Genomic DNA, 21,128 nt, shown 5'->3' on the forward strand with positions numbered 1-21,128 from the left:
GCGCGCCATGTCGGCTGAGGCTGTGCACTACAACATGCATGATGCCAAGACCCACCTGTCGCGCATCATCGAGCGGGTGGAACGCGGCGAAGAGATCATCATCGACCGGGCGGGCACCCCCGTGGCGAAGGTCGTACCGCTGGTGCGCCGGACCGACCGCACGGCGATCGGCTCCCTCGCGGGGCAGGTGGACCTCTCGGGTGACTGGGATTCGCCACAGACCAACGCCGAGATCGCCGCCGACTTCGGGATCGGCGCATGACCCTGCTGCTGGACACCCACGTCGCGCTCTGGGCCATCACCGGCGACGCCACCATCCCGCTCTACGAGGTCGACGTCCTCAAGGTGTAGACCTCAGACGTCGGCGGGGGTGGTGGCGGCCCGCGCCGCTGCGACCAGCCGGGCGGTCTCGGCGGCCACGTCCTCGTCGTCGGTGGGCGTCCCCGGGTCGTAGCGGACCGTCCAGGTCAGCCCGTCGACGCCGGGCACCCGCCGGGCGGCGATCCGCCCGGAGCCGCCGGGCATCTCGTGGTGCGAGGTGTACGCCACCGAGCCGGTGACCCGGTCCCGGACCTGGTGCGGCAGGTCACCCGGGTCGACGAGCAGGTACGTCTCGGGCAGGCCGTCCGCCACCACCAGGTAGCCGTCGCGCTCGGCGACCGGCTCGGCCGGGGTGACAGTCAGCTCGCGGCCGGACCAGACCGCCTTGAGGATGTCGTGCCAGCCGAGTCGCTCCACCCGGCCGGGCAGCCAGAGGCCACGGTTGCTGGCGACCAGCACGCCGTCGTTGCCGCCCTCGCCGGTGCCGGCGGCGGCCCAGGCGAGCACCCGCTCGTCGGCGGCCAGCGGCGGCCGGTCGGCGGACGGCAGTTTCGGCCGGCGGTTGAACAGTCCCATCACAATCCTCCGGCGGCCTGCTCGCGCAGTGCCCGTGCGTGCTGTTCCAGCGACAGCAGTTCCCCGAACAGGGCGAAGTACTCGTCCTTGTTGCTCACCGGGTTGACCCGCTGGATCTTCGACTTGAGGTCACGGATGCGGCCGGTGACCGAACTCCACTGGAGCCGGGCCATGGTGATCGAGACGTACCTCGGGTCCGGCTCGCCGTCGATGCGCAGCGGCTCCACCGCCAGCTCGCCGATGAGCGCCTGCCCGGCCAGGTCGTCGCAGGCGTCGCGGACCCGTTCGATCCAGACCGCGCCGCCGGTGGCGGTGGACGCGCCGCCGGCCGCCGCCACGGCGGCGCGTACCGCGACGTGCACCGGGTGCTGGTAGTCGGTCACCTCGACCGCGTCGAACATCGGACCGGCCAGCACCGGCTCCTGCAACGCCAGCTTGAGCGCCTCCCGCTCCACCATGGAACGCGGACTGTCCACAGCGGGCGTGGCCCGGCCGGGGCGGGCCGGGGCGGCGGGGGCGGCGCCGCCGGCCTGCGGCCCGTGTGCCGCGTTGAGCACCGCGCGCTGCACCGGCTCGATCTCCATGCCGAGGTCGCCGGCGAGCTTGCGCACGTACTCCGGGCGCTTCTCCCGGTCCTTGATCTTCGCCACCAGCGGCGCGGCGCGGCGCATGGCCTCGACCCGGCCGTCGACGGTGTCCAGGTCGAACCGGCTGATCACGTGCCGGAGCGCGAAGTCGACCAGCGGCTCTCGGCGGGCCACCAGGTCGCGCACGGCCAGGTCGCCCTTTGCCAGGCGCAGCTCGCACGGGTCCATGTTGTCGGGGCTGACCGCGATGAAGGTACGCCCGACGAAGCGCTGGTCGTCCTCGAACGCGCGCAACGCGGCCTTCTGCCCGGCGGCGTCACCGTCGAAGGTGAAGATGATCTCGCCGGCCCGTTCGTCGCTGTCGAACAGCACCCGGCGCAGCACCGAGATGTGGTCGCCGCCGAACGCCGTGCCGCAGGTCGCCACCGCCGTCGGCACGTCGGCGAGGTGGCAGGCCATCACGTCGGTGTAGCCCTCGACCACCACCACCTTGCCCTGCTTGGCGATCTCCCGCTTGGCCTGGTCGATGCCGTAGAGCACGTGCGACTTCTTGTAGATCGGCGTCTCGGGGGTGTTCAGGTATTTCGGGCCGTCGTCGTCGTCGAACAGCTTGCGGGCGCCGAAGCCGATCACGTCACCGGTGATGTCCCGGATCGGCCACATCAGGCGGCGGCGGAACCGGTCGATCAGCGAACCGGAGCGGGCCGGGCGGGACAGCCCGGCGGTGACCAGCTCGTCGTGGGTGAAGCCCTGCTGGCGCAGGTGCTTGGTGAGCAGGTCCCACCCGTCGGGGGCGAAGCCGCAGCCGTACCGCTCGGCGGCGGACCGGTCGAAGCCGCGCCCGGCGAGGAACTCGCGGGCCGGGCGCGCGCCGGCGGTGGTGAGCTGGGCCCGGTAGAAGTCGACGGCGGCGGCGTGCGCGGCCACCAGGCGCTGCCGCTGCCCCTGCTGCGGGCGGGGACGCGGCGCGGACCTGTCGTCCTCGACGTAGCGCAACTGGATGCCGGCGCGGGCGGCCAGCCGCTCGACGGACTCGACGAAGCTGAGGTGCTCGGCGTCCATCAGGAACTTGATCGCGTCGCCGCCGACCCCGCAGCCGAAGCAGTAGAACACGTTGCGGGCGGGCGAGACGTTGAACGACGGGCTCTTCTCGTCGTGGAACGGGCAGAGCCCCTTGAGGTTGCCGCCACCGGCCGACTTGAGCGTCACCACCTCGGAGATGACGTCCGCGATGGCGGTGCGCTCGCGGACCAGCGCGATGTCCTCGTCCCGGATCCGCCCCGCCATGACCGCCACCCCCTCGGCGTACATCCTGCCCTGCCGGACCGACGATCCGGCGGCCGGGGGGACGGGCGTGTGGCCGACCACGCCCGTCCCCGCCGGCTCAGGCCGAGCGGGCCGCCGCGGGGTCGCCGATACGCGGGAACGGCTCGATGGAGAAGACCACCTCGACCGGCACCTCGAAGTACGCGGCGATGCGCAGCGCCAGGTGCAGGCTGGGCCGGAACTCGCCGCGCTCCAGGTAACCGACGGTCTGGTAGTGCACACCGAGCGCGTCGGCGAGTTGCCGCCGGGAGATGCCCCGTTCGGCGCGCAGCACCGCGATCCGGTTGTGCACGGTCTCGCTCATCGACGCCCTCTCATCCGACCCGCTGCATGGCCCGCTCCCGCCGGGCCGCGACCCGCGAGCCGGACTCCCGGCGGGCCATCCGGCGCAGCACCACCGGGGCCAGCACGAGCCCGAGCACCGCCCAGGCGCCGAGCACGCCGACCGTCTCCAGGTGCCGCCAGGAGCCGCCGAGTTCGACTGCTGCCAGGTCGCCGGGGAGCAGCGCCGAGCGCATGCCCAAGCCTAGCCAGTAGAGCGGGAACACCTGGGCGACGCCCTGGAGCCAGCCGGGCAGGCCGTTGATCGGATAGAAGATGCCGGACAGCGCGATCAGGCCGAAGATCGGCATCACCACCAGGCCCATGTTGCGCGGGTTCTCGATCAGCGAGCCGATCACCGCGCCCAGCGGCAGCGTCGCCACCAGCCCGAGCGGCACCACCCAGGCCAGCGTGAGCCAGGCGCCCGGGTCGCCGAGCCGCAGCCCGTCCAGGAAGAACAGCCCGGGCGTGAGCTGGATGACCACGCCGATCAGCGCGACCGCCGAGACCAGCACGATCTTGCCGACCAGGTAGCCGAGCATGCCGTCCGGGATGGCCTTGGCGCGCAGCAGCGTGCCGTCCTCCCGGTCGATGACGAGCTGGTTGGCCAGCCCGAGCAGGCCGCCGAAGAGCAGGCCCATGCCGAGCGCGCTGGGCAGCGTACGGGCGCCGAGCGAGAAGTCGGTGCCCGGCACCGTCGAGCCGCGCATCCAGAACACCGCGATCAGCAGCACCACGGTGGGGAAGAAGTAGGTCCAGAGATCCTGGCCGTTTGTGAACGTCGCGCGCAGCTCGATCACGCCGCGGCGCAGCCCGGCCCGTAGCGCGTTCGTGGTCGGGTTCATCGGTCCGCCTCCTGCTGCCACACCCGCTCGGCCCGGCCGGTCCGGATGCCGGTCTCCTCCTCGTGCACCAGCGCCAGGTACGCGTCCTCCAGGCTGGCCCGGCGCACCTCCAGCTCGCCTATCCGGTCGCCGTGCTCGCGGAGCAGGTCGCGCAGGAACGCGGTGGCGTCGGGGGTGGCGTGCACGTACCGCTCGCCGTCGCGGGTCCAGCGCACCTCGGCGTCCCCCGCGACGCGCCGGGCGAGCTGGTCGGGCGACCCCTCGGCGATGATCCGGCCGCCGGCCAGGATGAGGATGCGGTCGGCCAGCTTCTCCGCCTCGGCCAGGTCGTGCGTGGTCAGCACGATCGTGGTCTCGTCCAGGTCGGCCAGGCGGTGCACCAGTTCGTGGAACTCGCGCCGGGCGGCCGGGTCGAAGCCGACAGTGGGCTCGTCCAGGAACAGCAGCTCCGGGCGGCCGACGATGCCGACAGCCACGTCCAGCCGGCGGCGCTGACCGCCGGAGAGCCGCGACACCCGGCTGCCGGCGTGCGCGGTCAGGCCCACCGTCTCCAGCAGCTCGTCGACCGGCCACGGGCGCGGGATCCGGTCGGTGCCGTACGGCGCGTAGAAGTCGCCGAGGTGCGCGAGCAGTTCCCGTACCCGCCACTTGCCGTGGTCGCGCCAGGACTGGAGCACCACGCCCAGTCGTGCGCGCCACCGCTCGTCGCCGCGGGCCGGGTCGCTGCCGAGCACGCGCACCGTGCCGGCCGAGGGCAGCCGGAAGCCTTCGAGGATCTCGATGGTGGTGGTCTTGCCGGCGCCGTTGGGCCCGAGCAGCGCCACCACCTCGCCCCGCCGGGCGGTCAGGTCGACGCCGTGCAGCACGTCGACGGCGCCGTAGCGCATACGCAGATCCCGCACGTCGAGGACGAGATCCTCGTCGGGCGGTCGGGGGGACGCGACGGCCCCAGGAAGTTCGACCGCAGTCATGCCTCGAAATGTAGCACCTATACTACAAACCGAGGTACCCCCACTCAGCGGCGCCGACTGTGGAACCAGCGGGTGACGGGGGGCGGCTCCTCCTCCTCGTACGACCGGGCCGCGTTCACCGCGGCGGCCAGGCCGGAGCGGCGGGGCCGGGGCCCGGCGCGCAGCACCGGATCGGCGGCCATCTCCCGGAGCACCGCGACGGCCAGGCCCAGCATCACCACGACGAACGGCAGCGCGACCAGGATGGTCGCCTGCTGCAGCGCGGCCAGCCCGCCGGCCAGCAGCAACGCCGCCGCGACAGCGCCGATCAGCACACCCCAGAGCACCACCACCCCGCGGTGCGGCCGCAGCGCGCCGCGCGAGCTGAGCGAGCCGAGCACCAGCGACGCCGAATCCGCGCTGGTGACGAAGTAGAGCGCGATCAGCACCATGGCGAGCACGCTCGTCAGCGTGGCCAGCGGCAGCGCGTCGAGCAGCCCGAACAGCGCCTGCTCGGACCCGGCTTCCACGTCGGCCACCAGGTCCCGGGTGCCGGTGGTCTGCGTACGCAGGGCGGTCCCGCCCATCACCGCGAACCAGACGGTGCTCGCGCCGCTGGGTATCAGCAGCACCCCGATCAGGAACTGGCGGACCGTACGGCCGCGTGAGATGCGGGCGATGAACGTGCCCACGAACGGCGCCCAGGAGATCCACCACGCCCAGTAGAAGATGGTCCACGAGCCCAGCCAGGCCGGATCGGAGAACGCCCCGGTACGCGTCGACATGCGCACCAGGCCGCTCAGGTAGTCACCGACCGAGGCCGGCAACACCTCCAGCGTGTAGACGGTCGGACCGACCACGAACACGAACAGCATCAGTACGACGGCGATCAGCACGTTCGTGGTGGACAGCCACTTGACGCCCCGGTGCAGTCCGGAGAAGGCGGAGACGACGAACGCGAGCGTGAGCGCGCCGATGATCGTCAGCTCGACGGCCCGGCCGTCCGGCACACCGGCCACCAGGTCGAGGCCGGCCGCCACCTGGAGCGCACCCAGCCCGAGACTGGTCGCGGAGCCGAACACGGTGGCGAAGACGGCGAGCAGGTCGATCGCGCGGCCGAGCGGGCCGTCGGTCCGGTCGCCGAGCAGCGGCGTGAACGCGGACGAGATGCGGTTGCCCCGCCCCTTGCGGAACGTCGAGTACGCCAGGGCCAGCGCCGCGATCGCGTAGATGCCCCACGGATGCAGCGTCCAGTGGAAGAGCGTGTACTGCATGGCGGTCGCGGCGGCGGCCCCGGTCTGCGGCGCGACGCCGGAGGCGGGAGGCGGCGTCGCGTAGTGCTGGATCGGTTCGGCCACGGCGAAGAACACCAGGCCGATGCCCATGCCGGCGCTGAACATCATGGCGACCCAGGCCAGCGTGTCGAACTCCGGCTCGTCGTCGTCGGCGCCCAGCCGGATCCGGCCGAACCGGGAGGCGGCCACGACGACCGCCAGCACCAGGAAGGCGTCCGCCGCGAGCACGAAGAACCAGCCGAACGTGCTCACGGTCCAACTCAGCCCGGCCGCGCCGAACGACGCCAGGGAACCACGCGCGAACACGCCCCAGGCCACCACGGCCAGCACCCCGGCCACGCCGACCCCGAGCACCACCCGGTCGGCCGGCTGCGTCCCGGCCCGCTCCCCCACGTCTTCCCCCATGACCCCATCCTGGGCAGCGCAGCCGCCCGGGTAGGACGAAACGCCCACTCCGCCTCCGTCGATCATGGAGTTGTGGCGCCCAGGATGCCCGCTTCACACCGGTATCAGAGGCGCCACAACTCCAAGATCGGCGTCGGGAGCGGGGGCGGCGGGCGGCGAGGGCGGTCAGGAGGGGACGGTGGCGGCCTCCTCGGCCTCCACCGCGGCGTTCCAGGCCGGCTTGGTGGAGCGCCAGCCCTCGTCGTCCAGGCCCTGCCGCCAGTAGCCGGAGATGGACAGGTCGCCCCGGGGCACGCCGCGCTCGACCCGCAGCAGCCGCCGCAGCTCCTTCACCGCGCCGGCCTCGCCGTGCACGAACGCGTGCACCCGGCCGGGCGGGAACTCCAGCGCCCGCACCGCCTCGACCAGCGGCTCGCCGTACGGGCGGCCGTCGCGGTGCAGCCAGCACACCTCGACAGCGCCCGCACTGGTCAGGGGCAGCTCGTCGGCCGGGCCGCCGACCTCGACGTACACCTTCGCCCGCGCGCCCGCCGGCAGCCGCTCCAGGGCGGCGGCGATGGCCGGCAGCGCGCTCTCGTCGCCCGCCAGCAGGTGCCAGTCGGCGGCCGGGTCCGGCGCGTACGCGCCGCCCGGCCCGGTGAACAACACCCGGTCGCCGGGCCGCAGCGCCGCCGCCCACGGCCCGGCCAGCCCCTCGTCGCCGTGGTGCACCACGTCCACCGTCATCTCACCCGCCGCGGCGTCCCAGGCCCGCACCGTGTACGCGCGCAGGCGCGGCCACTGCTCCGCCGGGAACTCCCGCTTGATCGTCGCCAGGTCGACCGGGTACGGGTAGGTCACCCCGGCCGGCGGGAAGACGAACTTCACGTAGTGGTCGGTGTACGCGCCCACCGGCAGCCCGGCCAGCTCGGGACCGCCCAGGACCAGGCGGATCAGGTGCGGGGTGGGCCGCGTGGTCCGGACGACCGTGGCGGCGGTGAGCTTCTTCGGGCGGTCCGTCATGCCACTTAGGCTAACCTAAGCTCGCCGGGGTGATCCGGTCAGCTCGGCGACACCAGGCGGGCGTGCCAGGCCAGCGCGGCCGGATCGGTGAGCGAGGCGACCTGGTCGATCACCACGCGCAGCCGTCCGGCGTCGTCCGCCGCCTCCCGCCACAACGGCGCGAACACCGGGTCGAGCGCGTCCGGCGCCCGGTCCAGCAGCGCCGTCACCAGCCCGGCCAGGACGTCGCGCTGCCGCGCGTACCGGCCCTCGGCACCGGGGCGGCGCATCACGTACCGCAGCGCGATGCCCTTGAGCAGCGCGCACTGCGCCCGGGTCCGGCGCGGCACCTCCAGGTCGGCGGCGTAGCGGCGGTGCGGGCCGGGCCCGTGGCGCTGCTGCGTGGCGGCCACCACGCGGGAGACGAACCGCCCGGTGAGCACGCTCGTGGTGGCCTTCAGCGCGGCGAGCGCACGGTGGCTGCCGTCGTACGCGGCCAGCGGGGCGAGCACCGGGTCGGCGAGCAGGTCGGCGAGCACCTCGCCCAGGTCCTCCGGCGCCTCACCCGAGTACGTGGCGGACACGTCGGCGCAGAGCGCCCGCCGTTCGTCCGCGTCGGCCAGCAGCGGGCGCAGGTCGACGTATCCGCCGTGGATGCCGTCCTCGACGTCGTGCACCGAGTACGCCACGTCGTCGGCCCAGTCCATCACCTGGGCCTCCAGGCAGCGCCGGGTGCCGGGCGGCGCGCCCTCGCGCAGCCAGTCGAAGACCGGGCGGTCATCGGCGTACACGCCGAACTTGCGCTCACCGGGCCGGCGCGGCCACGGGTACTTGCTCACCGCGTCCAGCGCGGCCCGGGTCAGGTTCAGCCCGGCCGAACGCCCGTCCGCTGTGAGCACCTTGGCCTCCAGCCGGGTGAGCACCCGCAGCGTCTGCGCGTTGCCCTCGAACCCGCCGCAGGCGGCGGCCAGCTCGTCCAGCGCGTACTCGCCGTTGTGCCCGAACGGCGGGTGACCCAGGTCGTGGGCCAGCCCGGCGGTGTCCACCACGTCGGGGTCGCAGCCGAGGCGGGCGCCCATCTCGCGGGCGATCTGCGCGACCTCCAGCGAGTGGGTCAGGCGGGTACGCAGGAAGTCGTCGGTGCCGGCGGTGTGCACCTGCGTCTTCGCGGCGAGCCGCCGGAACGCCGCCGAGTGCAGCACCCGGGCGCGGTCCCGCTCGAACGGCGACCGGCCGTACCCGGTGTCCTTCGGCGCCTCGTCGACCAGCCGCGCCGCGTCGTCAGCCCCGGTCACCGTTGCCGCGTTGGCGCAACACGCAGAACTCGTTGCCCTCCGGGTCGGCGAGCACCGTCCACTCCACGTCTCCCTGGCCGATGTCGACGTGCCGCGCGCCCATGTCGACCAGGCGCTCGACCTCGGCCTCCAGGTCGGCCGGGCGCAGGTCGATGTGCAGCCGGTTCTTCCCCTCCTTCGGCCCGGCGACCGGGACGAAGACGAGACCGGGCAGCGTGTCGGGGGTGCGGCGGATCTCCACCTCGTCCGGCTTGTCGGTGACCACCTGATAACCGAGCGCCTCCGCCCACCAACTGGCGAGCCGGGACGGGTCCCGGGCGTCGATGGTCAGGTTCTCCCAGACGGCGGTCATGCGCCCACCCCTCCTGATCGACACGTGGCGGAAGCTCAGGTTACGCCGAGGAGGCCGGAAAGGCGCGCCAGGCGGTACGCGGGGCCGTCGATGAACACCGGCGGCCCCGCGTCGGCGTCAGCGGGAGTCGGAGCCGGTGGTGGTGATCGCCGCCCGGCCGGCCTCCAGGCGCGCCACCGGCACCCGGAACGGCGAGCAGGAGACGTAGTCCAGGCCGACCTCGTGGAAGAAGTGCACCGAGTCCGGGTCACCGCCGTGCTCGCCGCAGACGCCCAGCTTCAGGCCCGGGCGGGCCGCCCGGCCCTCCTCGGCGGCGATGCGGACCAGCCGGCCGACGCCGTCGGTGTCGATCGACTCGAACGGCGAGATGCCGAAGATGCCCAGCTCCAGGTAGCGCCAGAAGAACGCGCCCTCCACGTCGTCGCGGGAGAAGCCCCAGCCCATCTGGGTCAGGTCGTTGGTGCCGAAGGAGAAGAACTCGGCCGCCTCGGCGATCTGCCCGGCGGTCAGCGCCGCCCGGGGCACCTCGATCATCGTGCCGATCAGCACCTCGACGCCGCTGTCCCCGACCACCTCGGCGATGATCCGCTCGGCCTCGGCGCGTACCGTCTCCAGCTCCTGCACGGCCCCGACGAGCGGCACCATGATCTCCGGGCAGGCCCTGCCGCCGTCGCGGACGACCGCCACGGCGGCCTCGGCGATCGCGCGGACCTGCATGGCGAACAGGCCCGGGATGACCAGGCCGAGCCGGACGCCGCGCAGACCCAGCATCGGGTTCTCCTCGTGCATCCGCCGGACGGCGGCGAGCAGCGCCTCCTCCTTCGCGACGTCCTCACCGCGCTCCTGCGCGACCGCGACGTTCACCGCGAGCTGCTCCAGCGGGGGCAGGAACTCGTGCAGCGGCGGGTCGATCAGCCGCACGGTGACCGGAAGGCCGTCCATCTCCCGGAAGATCTCGATGAAGTCGGCCCGCTGCAGCGGCAGCAGCGCCGCGAGCGCGTCCTCCCGCTCCCGCGCGCCGGAGGCCAGGATGAGCCGCTCGACCAGCTCGCGCCGGTCGCCGAGGAACATGTGCTCGGTGCGGCACAGGCCGATGCCCTCGGCGCCGAAGCGCCGGGCCCGGGCCGCGTCCGCGCCGGTGTCGGCGTTCGTGCGCACGCGCAGCCGCCGCGCCGCGTCGGCGTGCGTCATGATCCGGTGTACGGAGCGGACCAGCGCGTCGTCGGTGTTCTCCGGGTCGAGTTCGCCCTCGAAGTACTGCACCACCTCGGACGGCATGACCGGCACCTCGCCGAGGTACACCTTGCCGGTGGTGCCGTCGATCGAGACCACGTCGCCCTCGTTCACCACGTGGTCGCCCACGGTGAACCTCTTCGCCGGCACGTTCACGTCCAGCTCGTCGGCGCCGGAGACGCAGGTCTTGCCCATGCCGCGGGCCACCACCGCGGCGTGGCTGGTCTTGCCGCCCCGGGAGGTCAGGATGCCCTTGGCGGCGATCATGCCGTTGAGGTCGTCCGGGTTGGTCTCCCGGCGGACCAGGATGACCGACTCGCCCTCGGCGGCCAGCTCGACCGCCCGGGCCGAGGTGAAGACGACCTTGCCGGACGCGGCGCCCGGGGAGGCGCCGATGCCCTTGGCGACCGCCTCGAACTCGTGGTCGAGCTGGAAGCGCGGGAACATCAGCTGGGCGAGCTGCGCGCCGTTGACCCGGTGCAGCGCCTCGTCCAGGTCGACCAGGCCCTCGTCGACGAGCTGCCCGGCGATGACGAACGCGGCGGCGGCGGTGCGCTTGCCGACCCGGGTCTGCAGCATCCAGAGCTTGCCGCGCTCGATGGTGAACTCGATGTCGCAGAGGTCCTTGTAGTGCTCCTCCAGCCGGGCCATGATGCCGAGCAGCTGGTCGTAGGAGGTCTTGTCGAGCTGCTCCAGCTCCTGCAACGGCACGGTGTTGCGGATGCCGGCGACCACGTCCTCGCCCTGGGCGTTGGCCAGGTAGTCGCCGTAGATGCCCTGCGCGCCGCTGCCCGGGTCGCGGGTGAACGCGACGCCGGTGCCCGAGTCGGGGCCGAGGTTGCCGAAGACCATCGCCACCACGTTGACGGCGGTGCCCAGGTCGGCCGGGATGCGCTCCTGGCGGCGGTAGAGGATCGCCCGCTCCGCGTTCCACGAGTCGAAGACCGCGCGGATGGCGAGGTCGAGCTGCTCACGCGGCTCCTGCGGGAACTCGCGGCCGGTGTGCTTGGCGAAGATCTTCTTGTACGCGTCGACCAGCCCCCGCAGGTCGTCGGCGTCCAGGTCGAGGTCGTTGTGGGTGCCCTTGGCGCTCTTGATCTCGTCCAGCGCGTGCTCGAACTCCTCGCCCGGCACCTCGCAGACGGTCTTGCCGAACATCTGGATCAGCCGGCGGTAGGAGTCCCAGGCGAACCTGTCGTTCCCACCCGCCTGGTTGCTGAGGCCGACCACGCTGCGGTCGTTGAGGCCCACGTTGAGGACGGTCTCCATCATGCCGGGCATGGAGAACTTGGCGCCGGAGCGTACCGAGACCAGCAGCGGGTCGTCCGGGTCGCCGAGGCGGCGGCCCATCTCGCGCTCCAGGGACTCCAGGTGCGCCTCGATCTGCGCGGCCAGGCCGTCGGGCTCACGCCCGGTCGTCAGGTACGCCTTGCAGGCCTCGGTGGTGATCGTGAAGCCGGGCGGAACCGGCAGGCCGAGGTTGGTCATCTCGGCCAGGTTGGCCCCCTTGCCGCCGAGCAGATCCTTCAAATCCTTGTTGCCCTCGGCGAAGTCGTACACGTACTTGTGCTCGCCCGATTCCTGCGCTTCCACCAGAGCCTCCAACGCGCGCCATTGACACTTAACGAAGGTTTAGTTCGGACATACCCCGGGAGTGACCACCGGTAATCCCGGCTCGTCAGCGTCGGTGGGCCGAAGGCTAGGCGAGTTTCGTGAAACCTGGGAGCGTTCGGTGACTTTCGGCACAACGGTCGCCACTATGCGCGTTCGTACGGGTTGTTGGGAACGCTTCCACGAGCACGATCACGCAATTCCGCTTCCCCTCGTACTCTTGACTGACTGCGTCCCGCGGATCCTCACCTTTGCCATATCCCGCGCGAATACACCCCTCGGAGCCGTCGCCGTGCCGACCACACCCACCGCCCCGGAGACCGGGCCGGAGCCGACCGACACCCGTCCCACCAGCACGCCGGGTGAATTGCTGCCCGGCGTGGCGACGCCTGCCGCCGAGCTGGCGCGTGTCGCCGCGGGCCGTGCCACCGAGGTGCTCGCCGGACCGGCGCCGGTCCGGCTCGACGACGTGGTGCCCGCGCCCGAGCAGGTGTTCCCGGACCCCGCGGGCGACTTCACGCTGGGCGCGGACGCGGCGCTGCGGGTCAGCCCCGCCGGGCGGGACGTGGCCGAGCAGCTCGCCGCCTGGCTGCGTCCGGCCACCGGCTTCCCGCTGCCGGTCACCGACGTCCCCGCCCGGGGGGACGGCCCGCTGACGCTCACGCTGTCCCCGTCCGCCCCGGATGCCGCCGCTGCTCCCGGGACCCGGGCGACGGACGACGGCTCCGGCGGGCCGGCCGTCGGCGGGCTCGGGGGCGAGGGCTACCGCCTCGACGTGACCGCCACCGGCGTCCGGATCACCGCCGCCACCCCGGCCGGCCTGTTCCACGGCGCGCAGACGCTACGGCAGCTCCTGCCGGCGGCGATCGAGAGCCCCACGCCGGTCGCCACCCGCTGGGCAGTGCCCGGTGGCACCATCGTCGACCGTCCGCGTTTCCCCTACCGGGGCGCCATGCTCGACGTGGCCCGGCACTTCTTCCCCGTCGAGGACGTGCTGCGGGTGGTCGACCACCTTGCCCGGTACAAGCTCAACCACCTGCACCTGCACCTCACCGACGACCAGGGCTGGCGGATCGCCGTCGACTCCTGGCCCCGGCTCGCCGAGGTGGGCGGCGCGACAGCTGTCGGCGGCGGCCCCGGCGGCTGGTACTCCCGGGACGACTACCGGCGCATCGTCGCGTACGCGGCCCGCCGACACGTCACCGTGGTGCCCGAGATCGACCTGCCCGGCCACACCAACGCGGCGCTTCTCGCGTACCCCGAACTGGCACCCGGCAAGGTCGCGCCACCGCCCTACACCGGCACCGAGGTCGGGTTCAGCTACATCGACCCCGCCGACGAGCGGACGTACGCCTTCGTCGCGGACGTGGTCGGCGAGGTGGCCGCGCTCACGCCGGGGCCGTGGCTGCACCTCGGCGGCGACGAGGCGTTCAAGGTGCCGGCCGAGAGCTACCGCGCCTTCGTGGAACGGGCGCAGCGGCTGGTGCAGGCCACCGGCAAGACGGTGGTCGGCTGGCACCAGCTCGCCCCGGCCGGGCACGTCGACGGGCGCGTCCTGCAGTGGTGGGGCACGAACGGCGACGACCCGGAGACCGCCGACGCGGTACGCCGGGGCGCCCGGGTGATCCTCTCCCCCGCCAACCACGCGTACCTGGACATGAAGTACGCGCCGGACACCCCGATCGGGCACGACTGGGCGGGTCTCATCGACGTGCGCCGGGCGTACGAGTGGGATCCGGGCACCCACGTGCGGGGCGTACCGGCCGAGGCCGTGCTGGGCGTGGAGGCGCCGCTGTGGACCGAGTCGGTGAGTACGCGGGCCGAGGTCGAGTACATGCTCTTCCCCCGCCTGCCCGCCGTCGCGGAGCTGGGCTGGTCACCGCGTGCCACGCACGACTGGCAGCGGTTCCGTAGCCGCCTCGCCGGCCACGGCCCGCGCTGGGCCACCGCCGGCATCACCTTCCACCCATCCCCCGAGATCCCCTGGCCCCCCACCCCCACACCCGTCCCCACCCCGCGCCGCCGCCCGGAGGACAGCCCTCGTCGATCATGAGGTTGGCGGCGACAAACCGGACACAAACCGCCGCCAACCTCATGATCGCCCGCTGCTGGCGGGAGGTCTTGGGGCACCGCGGCTTGATCGACTCCAGCTCGGCGAGGTGGTGGCATCAGAGGCTCCGCGACACCACCACTTCGGCGAGCTGGAGTTGATCACACCCAGGGCCAGGGCAGCGCGCCGGAAAACGGACAGCTCACGCCCGCCGGAGCCGCGAACACCCCTCACCAAGCGCGTTGTCGACCAAGGAGTTTGCGGGATCTTGCAGTTGCCGCCCCGGAAAAAGGTGCGAATCGGGCACCTCAAGGGCCGCAAGCGCAAGATCGCGATCGAGGGTTGGGCGCTCGGGTGGTGATCAAGGGGTTTGTGTCTGTTCTGGGTGGTCTGTCGGACACGAACTCCTTGATCAACGCCGGGCGGGCGCTGGGTGGATTGTCCGGGTTCGGGGTGGTGGGCGCCACGGCTGGGCTGGAATCGGGGCGGGGTGCGGGGCGTTGTACATGGCAGACCGCGCCGCACCCGCCGACCACCCCGCCCCACCTCCGGCGGGCTGGGAATGAGGCCGGGACGCCGGTCGTTACATCCCCGAGCCGCCGGAGCAGGCCGTCCCCCTGGCCGCCCGAGCGAGCCACCGGCCCGACGCACATACCGGGCCACCTGATCTTTCTTTGCGGCATCCCCCATCGCCGCGTACCCCCGACAGAGAGGCAACTGATCATGGCTACCACTCTGCTGCGCAAGACCGTTCTGACCGCTGCTGGTGTCGTCGCCACCGCCGGTGGCATCGCCGGCCCCGCCATCGCCGCCCAGGCCACCCCGGCCGAGCGCGCCGCCGCCCAGGTCACCACCGACCGCAAGGGCCACGGCGAGCGGGAACTCGACGTCCGCTACGAAGCCCAGCCCAACTTCTACTTCTGCGGCCCCGCCGCCGCCCGCAACGCGCTGAGCGTGCAGGGCAAGAACATCGACGTACACGCCATGGCCCGCGAGATGGGCACCACCGAAGCCGGCACCAACTCCATCAACGACATCACCCCGGTACTGAACAAGGAGACCGGTAAGGACGTCTACAAGTCCACCGAGATCCCCGTGGACAAGGCCCGCGACCGCGACAAGGTCGACAAGCTGCGCGCCGACGTGGTCAAGACCGTCGACGACGGCCGTGCCGTGGTGGCCAACATCGCCGGCACCGCGACCGACACCGACGGCAACGCCCACTCCTTCGAGGGCGGCCACTACATCAGCGTCGTGGGCTACCGCGACGGCGGGAAGGTCGTGACGATCGCCGACTCGGCGAACCCGAACCAGGCCTCCTACCGGATGGACGTGGACGAGCTCGCCCGCTGGATCGCCAGCCGCGGCTACAGCTCCTGACCGAACACGAAGGGCCCGACCCCCACCACGGGGTCGGGCCCTTCGGCGTACCCGGGTTGTCAGCCGCCGGAGTCGTCCAGCTCGGCGCCGTCCGGCGGGGTGTCGTCGTCGCGGCTGGCCAGCCACCCGTCGGGCAGGAAGACCTTGCCCGGGGAGTTGGTGCGGCCGCGCGGCTGGCCGAGGTTCTCCACCGGGAACGGTACGGCCGGGTCGAGCTTGCCGAGCAGGTCGTCGAGCTGCGCCAAGCTCTCGATCATGGCGAGCGAGCGGCGCAGCTCGCTGCCGATCGGGAAGCCCTTCAGGTACCAGGCGACGTGCTTGCGGAAGTCGGTGCAGCCGTCCCGCTCGCCCCGGGCCGGGTTGCGGGCACCGGCCACGAACTGCTCCACCAGCAGCTCGGCGTGCCGGCGCATGGTCACCGCCACCTCGCCGAGCGAGGGCAGCCGCCGCTCGGGGCTGCCGTTGAACGCGGCCTCCAGGTCGGCGAACAGCCACGGCCGGCCCAGGCAGCCGCGCCCGATCACCACGCCGTCCACGCCGGTGTGCGCGACCATCCGCAGCGCGTCGTCGGCCTCCCAGATGTCACCGTTGCCGAGCACCGGCACGTCGAGCGCCGACTTGAGCGTGGCGATCGCGTCCCAGTCGGCGGTGCCGGAGTAGCGCTGCGCGGCCGTACGCCCGTGCAGGGCGACCGCCGCGACGCCCGCGTCCTGGGCCGCCAGCCCCGCCTCGACGTACGTCAGGTGGTCGTCGTCGATGCCCTTGCGCATCTTGACGGTGACCGGTACCCCGGCGGGTGACGCGGCGTCCACCGCGGCCTTGACCAGCCGGGCGAACAGCCGGCGGCGCCACGGCAGGGCCGAGCCGCCGCCGCGCCGGGTGACCTTGGGTACGGGGCAGCCGAAGTTCAGGTCGATGTGATCCGCGAGGTCGCGCTCGACCACGATCCGCACGGCGGCGGCGGTGATCTCCGGGTCGGTGCCGTAGAGCTGGAGGCTGCGGGGCTGCTCCTCGGCGCCGAAGGCGATCATGCGGAGCGTCTTCGGGTTCCGCTCGACGAGCGCCCGGGTGGTGATCATCTCGCAGACGTAGATGCCGCCGCCCTGCTCGCGGCAGAGCCGGCGGAAGCCGACGTTGGTGATCCCGGCCATCGGCGCGAGCACCACCGGTGGCCACACCTGGTGCGGGCCGATGGTCAGCGCGGGCAGCGTCGGGGCAGTCACCTGACCAGTGTAGGGAGGCGTTCTCGGGTATCGACGCCTACCGGGCCGCCACCCGCTGCGGCGCGGGCGACGGCGCGGTCTCGGGCTGCCCCGCCGGCATGATCAGCAGCAGCGCGAGGACGCCCAGCCCACCCGCTACGGCGCCGACGAACTGCACGACGCCGTAGCCGACCCCGGCGGCGAGCAGCGTGAGGAAGACCGCCACGGAGATCGCCCCGGCCACGTGGGTGGTCGACTCGAACACCGCCGAAGCCGTTCCCTGGTCGCCCGGCGGGGCGTCGCCGACACACACCCGGGTCAGCCCGACGTAGATCGGGCCGGCGCTGAGGCCCCACACGACCAGAATCGTCACCAGGACCGGCAGCGGACCGCCCGCGTTGACCGCCACCAACGCGAGCGTGACCGCGCACAGGCCCAGGGCGACAGCCACGACCCGGCGCGCGCCGAACCTGCGGATCAGCGCGCCCGCCGGAGCGGCGCTGACCAGCGCGCCGAGCAGCACCGGGGCCAGCACCAGCCCGGCGCCCGCCGGGGACAGGCCGTGGACCTCCTGGAGGTAGAGACTGCCCACGACCACCACCACCGCGTACGCGGCCGAGTGGGCGGCGAAGGCGAGGCAACCGGCGACCAGCGGGCGCGACCGGAGCAGGGCCGGCCGGACCAGTGGGTCGGCCACCCGCCGCTCGACGCGCACCAGCAGGAACAGCAGCACCACGGAGGCGGCGACAGCGCCGAGCCCGACCGGGTCCGGACCCGACTCGGCGATCCGGTTGGCGCCGAAGAGCAGCGCGAGCAGCATGCCGGTGGCGAGGACCGCCCCGGCGAGGTCCAGCCGCTGCCGGCCGCCCGGTTCGGGCCGGCTCGCCGGCAGCAGCAGCCGGGCCGCCACCATCGCCGCGAGTCCGACCGGCACGGTGGCCAGGAAGACCCAGCGCCAGCCCAGGTGCGACGTGATCAGGCCGCCGACGATCGCCCCGGCCAGACCTGCCGTGTTCGCGGCGGCGGCGACCACCGCGAACACCCGGCTGCGCCACGGCTCGTCGGGGAAGTACGTCGCCGCCGACGCCAGCGTCGCCGGGATGGCGAGGGCCGCGCCGGCGCCCTGCAACACCCGGCCGAGCAGCAGCGGGGCCAACGCGGTCGCCAGCCCGGCCAGGGCCGAGCCGAGAGTGGCCAGCGCGAGGCTGACGACGATCAGCCGGCGTCGTCCCCACAGGTCGCACAGCCGGCCCCCGAGCAGCAGCAGGCCGCCGATGCTCAGCGAGTACAACGTCACGACCCATTGGAGGCGGCCCGGGCCGAGGCGGAACTCGTCACCGATGCGCGGCAGCGCTGTGGCCACCGCCAGGCTGTCGAACAGCACCAGGAACATGGCGCTGGCCAGGACCAGTGCGGTGGGCCACCGATGCGCCACCACCGCGGGCGCCGGGGTCGCGGACGGTTCGGTGGTCGCGTGCCGCATCTCGCCCCCTCCGCTGCCGGTGAGGGATCTGCTACCCGGCGCTCCCGCCGGCTAACGCCAACGGGCTCGCGGGATTCAGACACGTCGACGTGTCGTCCGGCCCGGGCGGACACGGAGAAGGGCGCCGTCGGCGACGGCGCCCTTCTCGGTGATACGTCAGCAGCCGGGGAGGCGCTCGATCAGGTAGCGCTCGACCTGGTCCAGCGAGACGCGCTCCTGGGCCATGGTGTCCCGGTTCCGGACCGTCACGGCGTTGTCGTCGAGCGTGTCGAAGTCGACGGTGACGCAGAACGGCGTACCGATCTCGTCCTGCCGGCGGTAGCGGCGGCCGATCGCCTGCGAGTCGTCGAACTCGACCACCCAGCGCTTGCGCAGGTCGGTGGCGAGCTGCTTGGCCTTCGGCGACAGCGCCTCGTTACGCGACAGCGGCAGCACGGCGACCTTGACCGGGGCCAGCCGCGGGTCGAAGCGCATGACGGTGCGCTTGTCCACGCCGCCCTTGGTGTTCGGCGCCTCGTCCTCGTCGTACGCCTCGAGCAGGAACGCCAGCACCGCGCGGGTGAGGCCGGCGGCCGGCTCGATCACGTACGGCATCCAGCGCTCGCCCTTGCCCTGGTCGAAGTACGACAGGTCGACGCCGGAGTGCTTGCTGTGCGTGGACAGGTCGAAGTCGGTGCGGTTGGCGATGCCCTCCAGCTCGGCGAACTCGCTGCCGCCGAACCGGAACCGGTACTCGATGTCGACGGTGCGCTTCGAGTAGTGGGAGAGCTTCTCCTTGGGGTGCTCGTAGAAGCGCAGGTTCTCCTCGGACAGGCCGAGGTCGAGGTACCAGTTCCAGCGCTCGGAGAGCCAGTACTCGTGCCACTGCTCGTCGGTGCCGGGCTCGACGAAGAACTCCATCTCCATCTGCTCGAACTCGCGGGTCCGGAAGATGAAGTTGCCGGGGGTGATCTCGTTGCGGAACGACTTGCCGGTCTGCGCGATGCCGAACGGCGGCTTCTTGCGGGCGACCGTCTCGACGTTCTTGTAGTTGACGAAGATGCCCTGGGCGGTCTCCGGGCGCAGGTAGTGCATGCCCTCGTCGCTCTCCACCGGGCCCAGGTAGGTCTTCATCAGGCCGTTGAACATCTTCGGCTCGGTGAAGGTGCCCTTGTTGCCGCAGTTGGGGCAGTTGAGCTCCGTCAGCGAGGTCAGCGGCTTGCCGTGCTTGGCCTCGTACGCCTCTTCCAGGTGGTCGGCCCGGAACCGCTTGTGGCAGGACTGGCACTCGGTGAGCGGGTCGACGAACTCGGCGATGTGGCCGCTGGCCTCCCAGACCTTGCGGGCCAGGATGACCGCCGAGTCGAGGCCGACGACGTCGTCGCGCTGCTGCACCATGGTCCGCCACCACTGCCGGCGGACGTTCTCCTTCAGCTCGACGCCGAGCGGACCGTAGTCCCACGCCGACCGGGTGCCCCCGTAGATCTCGCTGGAGGGAAAGACGAAGCCCCGGCGCTTGGCGAGGCTGGTGACGGCGTCGATACGGTCGGCTGGCATGTTTCCTCCTACGCCGGCTGGCGGTCGGCGCGGTTGAGATGGATAAAACCGGGCTGTTCGGGACAACGGTACGACCGCGTTCGTCCCGAGCCCAGCAGAATACCGGGGGCCGGTCAGCTCACCCCGCAGACCTCCACGCCGCCCGTCTGCTGGTCCGGCGCCAGCGTCACGGTCTGCGCCTCCCGCCGGCCGCCGGCCAGCGTGACGTCCACCGGGACCGTGAGCGTGGTGATGTCGACCTCGCCGACCCGGTAGCCGGAGATCTGCGGCTCGGTGGCGACGCGCCGCACGAACTCGGGCCGCGGTTCGCGTCGGCGGAGGTCGTCGCAGAGCGTGTCGTACGCCTTGGACCACTCCCGGGCGACCAGTGCCTGGTAGTAGTCGCTGGTGACGGCCCGGCCCTGCTCGCCGATCGCCTGGGCGTTGCTCACGGCCAGGCCGACCACCGCCGCGCCGCCTCCGCCGCAGCAGATCAGCACGGCGAGCGCGCCCGCGCCGAGGCCGAGCCAGAGCCGGGTCCGCCCGCCCTCGGTGGGCGGGGCGGCGAACGGCGGCGCGGCGCCGGGCCCCTGCGGCGGCGCGGGCACCCCGGGGTCCGCCGGCGGCGCGGGCGGAACTGACGACGGGGGTGGTGCGGCCGGTCCGGGAGCGGTCATACGCGCCAGGGTAGTGCCCCGGCACTCACCGGTAAGGACCTGCGGCCCGATCGCTGGCGACGACGACGATCTCACCCTCGGGGGCGGCGCTGGCGAGCGTCTCGTACGCCGACGGCTCGTCCACCGATCGGGCGAGCAGCGGGACGGCGGTGACCTTGACGTCGAACCCGCCGAGCGCCCGCCGGTACGCCCCGACCGACTCCCACTCGGTGAGCAGGCACCAGTGGTCCGGGTCGTCGAGCGCCCGCAGCAGCTCACCGCGCAGGTAGCCGGGGCGGGCGGCGAGCGCGGCCAGCGCGGCGTGCGCCTCCCGGGTGAACTCGTCCACCGTTTCGGCTTCCACCACGAACCGGTTGGTGACCAGCACGGCGTTCCTCCTCGTAGAGTTTGTGGCATGCAGCGTACGCAGAGTCCCGTGCTGTCCCGGTTGGCACGGCTCAACCCGACGGCGGTGTTCCTCGCCGTACTGGCCCTGATGCTGGTCGGCCTCTTCGCGCCCGGCCCGGCGGGCGGCGTCCTGCTGCTGGCGCTGGCCGGCGGCCTGGTGTGGCTGATGTCGGTCACCTGGCCGGTGCAGGCGCCGGCGACCCGGATGTTCCGGCTGGTGATGCTCACCCTGTTGATCGCGGTGGCGCTGGCGAAGCTCATGGTCGGCTGACGTACGGAAGCAGAGCCGAGCTGACCTGCGCTGACATGCAATCATGCGTTTTTGACAATAGTTTT

General features: G+C 72.6%; 19 protein-coding genes. 4 read left to right on the forward strand and 15 right to left on the reverse strand.

Going from position 1 to position 21,128, the window contains the following annotated elements:
• The first annotated feature begins 7 nt into the window (after nucleotides 1–7).
• Nucleotides 8–262: a type II toxin-antitoxin system Phd/YefM family antitoxin gene (locus tag PVK74_RS14270; protein ID WP_043329066.1), complete on the forward strand. Its 255-nt coding sequence runs from the start codon at nucleotides 8–10 to the stop codon at nucleotides 260–262.
• A gap of 92 nt (nucleotides 263–354) precedes the next feature.
• Here the strand turns inward: PVK74_RS14270 and PVK74_RS14275 are convergent, their stop codons facing one another.
• The 10 genes from PVK74_RS14275 to ppdK form a co-directional block, all read right to left on the reverse strand.
• Entirely contained in the window at nucleotides 355–897 is a 543-nt protein-coding gene (locus PVK74_RS14275; RefSeq protein ID WP_043329065.1) for a hypothetical protein, read from the reverse strand.
• On the reverse strand, nucleotides 897–2,795 hold the full coding sequence (gene dnaG / locus PVK74_RS14280; protein WP_166456725.1) for a DNA primase: 1,899 nt from the start codon (nucleotides 2,793–2,795) through the stop codon (nucleotides 897–899). The genes PVK74_RS14275 and dnaG overlap by 1 nt, the downstream gene beginning before the upstream one ends.
• A gap of 73 nt (nucleotides 2,796–2,868) precedes the next feature.
• Nucleotides 2,869–3,114, reverse strand: coding sequence for a helix-turn-helix transcriptional regulator (locus tag PVK74_RS14285; RefSeq protein WP_013287928.1), 246 nt, complete (start codon nucleotides 3,112–3,114; stop codon nucleotides 2,869–2,871).
• Between the two features lie 10 nt (nucleotides 3,115–3,124).
• Nucleotides 3,125–3,976 (reverse strand): ABC transporter permease, encoded by an 852-nt coding sequence (locus tag PVK74_RS14290; RefSeq protein ID WP_043329061.1) that lies wholly within the window; start codon nucleotides 3,974–3,976, stop codon nucleotides 3,125–3,127.
• Nucleotides 3,973–4,947, reverse strand: coding sequence for an ABC transporter ATP-binding protein (locus PVK74_RS14295; RefSeq protein ID WP_104115043.1), 975 nt, complete (start codon nucleotides 4,945–4,947; stop codon nucleotides 3,973–3,975). The genes PVK74_RS14290 and PVK74_RS14295 overlap by 4 nt, the downstream gene beginning before the upstream one ends.
• A gap of 44 nt (nucleotides 4,948–4,991) precedes the next feature.
• Nucleotides 4,992–6,626: a BCCT family transporter gene (locus PVK74_RS14300; RefSeq protein WP_274479207.1), complete on the reverse strand. Its 1,635-nt coding sequence runs from the start codon at nucleotides 6,624–6,626 to the stop codon at nucleotides 4,992–4,994.
• Between the two features lie 165 nt (nucleotides 6,627–6,791).
• Nucleotides 6,792–7,628 carry a siderophore-interacting protein gene (locus PVK74_RS14305; protein WP_274479208.1) on the reverse strand — a complete coding sequence of 279 codons (837 nt, stop codon included), beginning with the start codon at nucleotides 7,626–7,628 and terminating at the stop codon, nucleotides 6,792–6,794.
• 38 nt (nucleotides 7,629–7,666) lie between these two features.
• Nucleotides 7,667–8,902 (reverse strand): deoxyguanosinetriphosphate triphosphohydrolase, encoded by a 1,236-nt coding sequence (locus PVK74_RS14310; protein WP_140946238.1) that lies wholly within the window; start codon nucleotides 8,900–8,902, stop codon nucleotides 7,667–7,669.
• Nucleotides 8,889–9,254 carry a VOC family protein gene (locus PVK74_RS14315; RefSeq protein WP_043329055.1) on the reverse strand — a complete coding sequence of 122 codons (366 nt, stop codon included), beginning with the start codon at nucleotides 9,252–9,254 and terminating at the stop codon, nucleotides 8,889–8,891. Before PVK74_RS14315 ends, PVK74_RS14310 begins: the two co-directional genes overlap by 14 nt.
• 117 nt (nucleotides 9,255–9,371) lie before the next feature.
• Nucleotides 9,372–12,080: a pyruvate, phosphate dikinase gene (ppdK, locus tag PVK74_RS14320; protein ID WP_274479209.1), complete on the reverse strand. Its 2,709-nt coding sequence runs from the start codon at nucleotides 12,078–12,080 to the stop codon at nucleotides 9,372–9,374.
• A 310-nt stretch (nucleotides 12,081–12,390) separates the two neighbouring features.
• On the opposite strand from ppdK, the gene PVK74_RS14325 reads away from it, so the two are divergent.
• Together PVK74_RS14325 and PVK74_RS14330 are read left to right on the forward strand one after the other, a co-directional pair.
• Nucleotides 12,391–14,151 (forward strand): beta-N-acetylhexosaminidase, encoded by a 1,761-nt coding sequence (locus PVK74_RS14325; RefSeq protein ID WP_274479210.1) that lies wholly within the window; start codon nucleotides 12,391–12,393, stop codon nucleotides 14,149–14,151.
• A 720-nt stretch (nucleotides 14,152–14,871) separates the two neighbouring features.
• Entirely contained in the window at nucleotides 14,872–15,528 is a 657-nt protein-coding gene (locus tag PVK74_RS14330) for a C39 family peptidase (protein WP_274479211.1), read from the forward strand.
• A 59-nt stretch (nucleotides 15,529–15,587) separates the two neighbouring features.
• Here PVK74_RS14330 and dusB read toward each other — a convergent pair whose 3' ends face one another.
• From dusB to PVK74_RS14355, 5 genes are all read right to left on the reverse strand, one after another.
• Entirely contained in the window at nucleotides 15,588–16,751 is a 1,164-nt protein-coding gene (dusB, locus tag PVK74_RS14335) for a tRNA dihydrouridine synthase DusB (RefSeq protein WP_104112439.1), read from the reverse strand.
• 37 nt (nucleotides 16,752–16,788) lie between these two features.
• Nucleotides 16,789–18,213 carry an MFS transporter gene (locus PVK74_RS14340; protein ID WP_274479212.1) on the reverse strand — a complete coding sequence of 475 codons (1,425 nt, stop codon included), beginning with the start codon at nucleotides 18,211–18,213 and terminating at the stop codon, nucleotides 16,789–16,791.
• Between the two features lie 156 nt (nucleotides 18,214–18,369).
• Entirely contained in the window at nucleotides 18,370–19,749 is a 1,380-nt protein-coding gene (locus PVK74_RS14345) for a glycine--tRNA ligase (protein WP_013475540.1), read from the reverse strand.
• A gap of 113 nt (nucleotides 19,750–19,862) precedes the next feature.
• The gene (locus tag PVK74_RS14350; RefSeq protein ID WP_043329042.1) at nucleotides 19,863–20,336 is read right to left on the reverse strand and encodes a hypothetical protein; all 474 of its coding nucleotides are present in this window, start codon (nucleotides 20,334–20,336) and stop codon (nucleotides 19,863–19,865) included.
• A gap of 94 nt (nucleotides 20,337–20,430) precedes the next feature.
• Nucleotides 20,431–20,772 carry an antibiotic biosynthesis monooxygenase family protein gene (locus tag PVK74_RS14355; RefSeq protein WP_030503150.1) on the reverse strand — a complete coding sequence of 114 codons (342 nt, stop codon included), beginning with the start codon at nucleotides 20,770–20,772 and terminating at the stop codon, nucleotides 20,431–20,433.
• 27 nt (nucleotides 20,773–20,799) lie between these two features.
• Here PVK74_RS14355 and PVK74_RS14360 point away from each other — a divergent pair, with 27 nt between their 5' ends.
• On the forward strand, nucleotides 20,800–21,063 hold the full coding sequence (locus PVK74_RS14360) for a DUF6703 family protein (protein ID WP_030503149.1): 264 nt from the start codon (nucleotides 20,800–20,802) through the stop codon (nucleotides 21,061–21,063).
• Nucleotides 21,064–21,128: the final 65 nt, after the last annotated feature.

It is taken from the genome of Micromonospora chalcea, assembly GCF_028768405.1.
GTDB lineage: Bacteria > Actinomycetota > Actinomycetes > Mycobacteriales > Micromonosporaceae > Micromonospora > Micromonospora chalcea.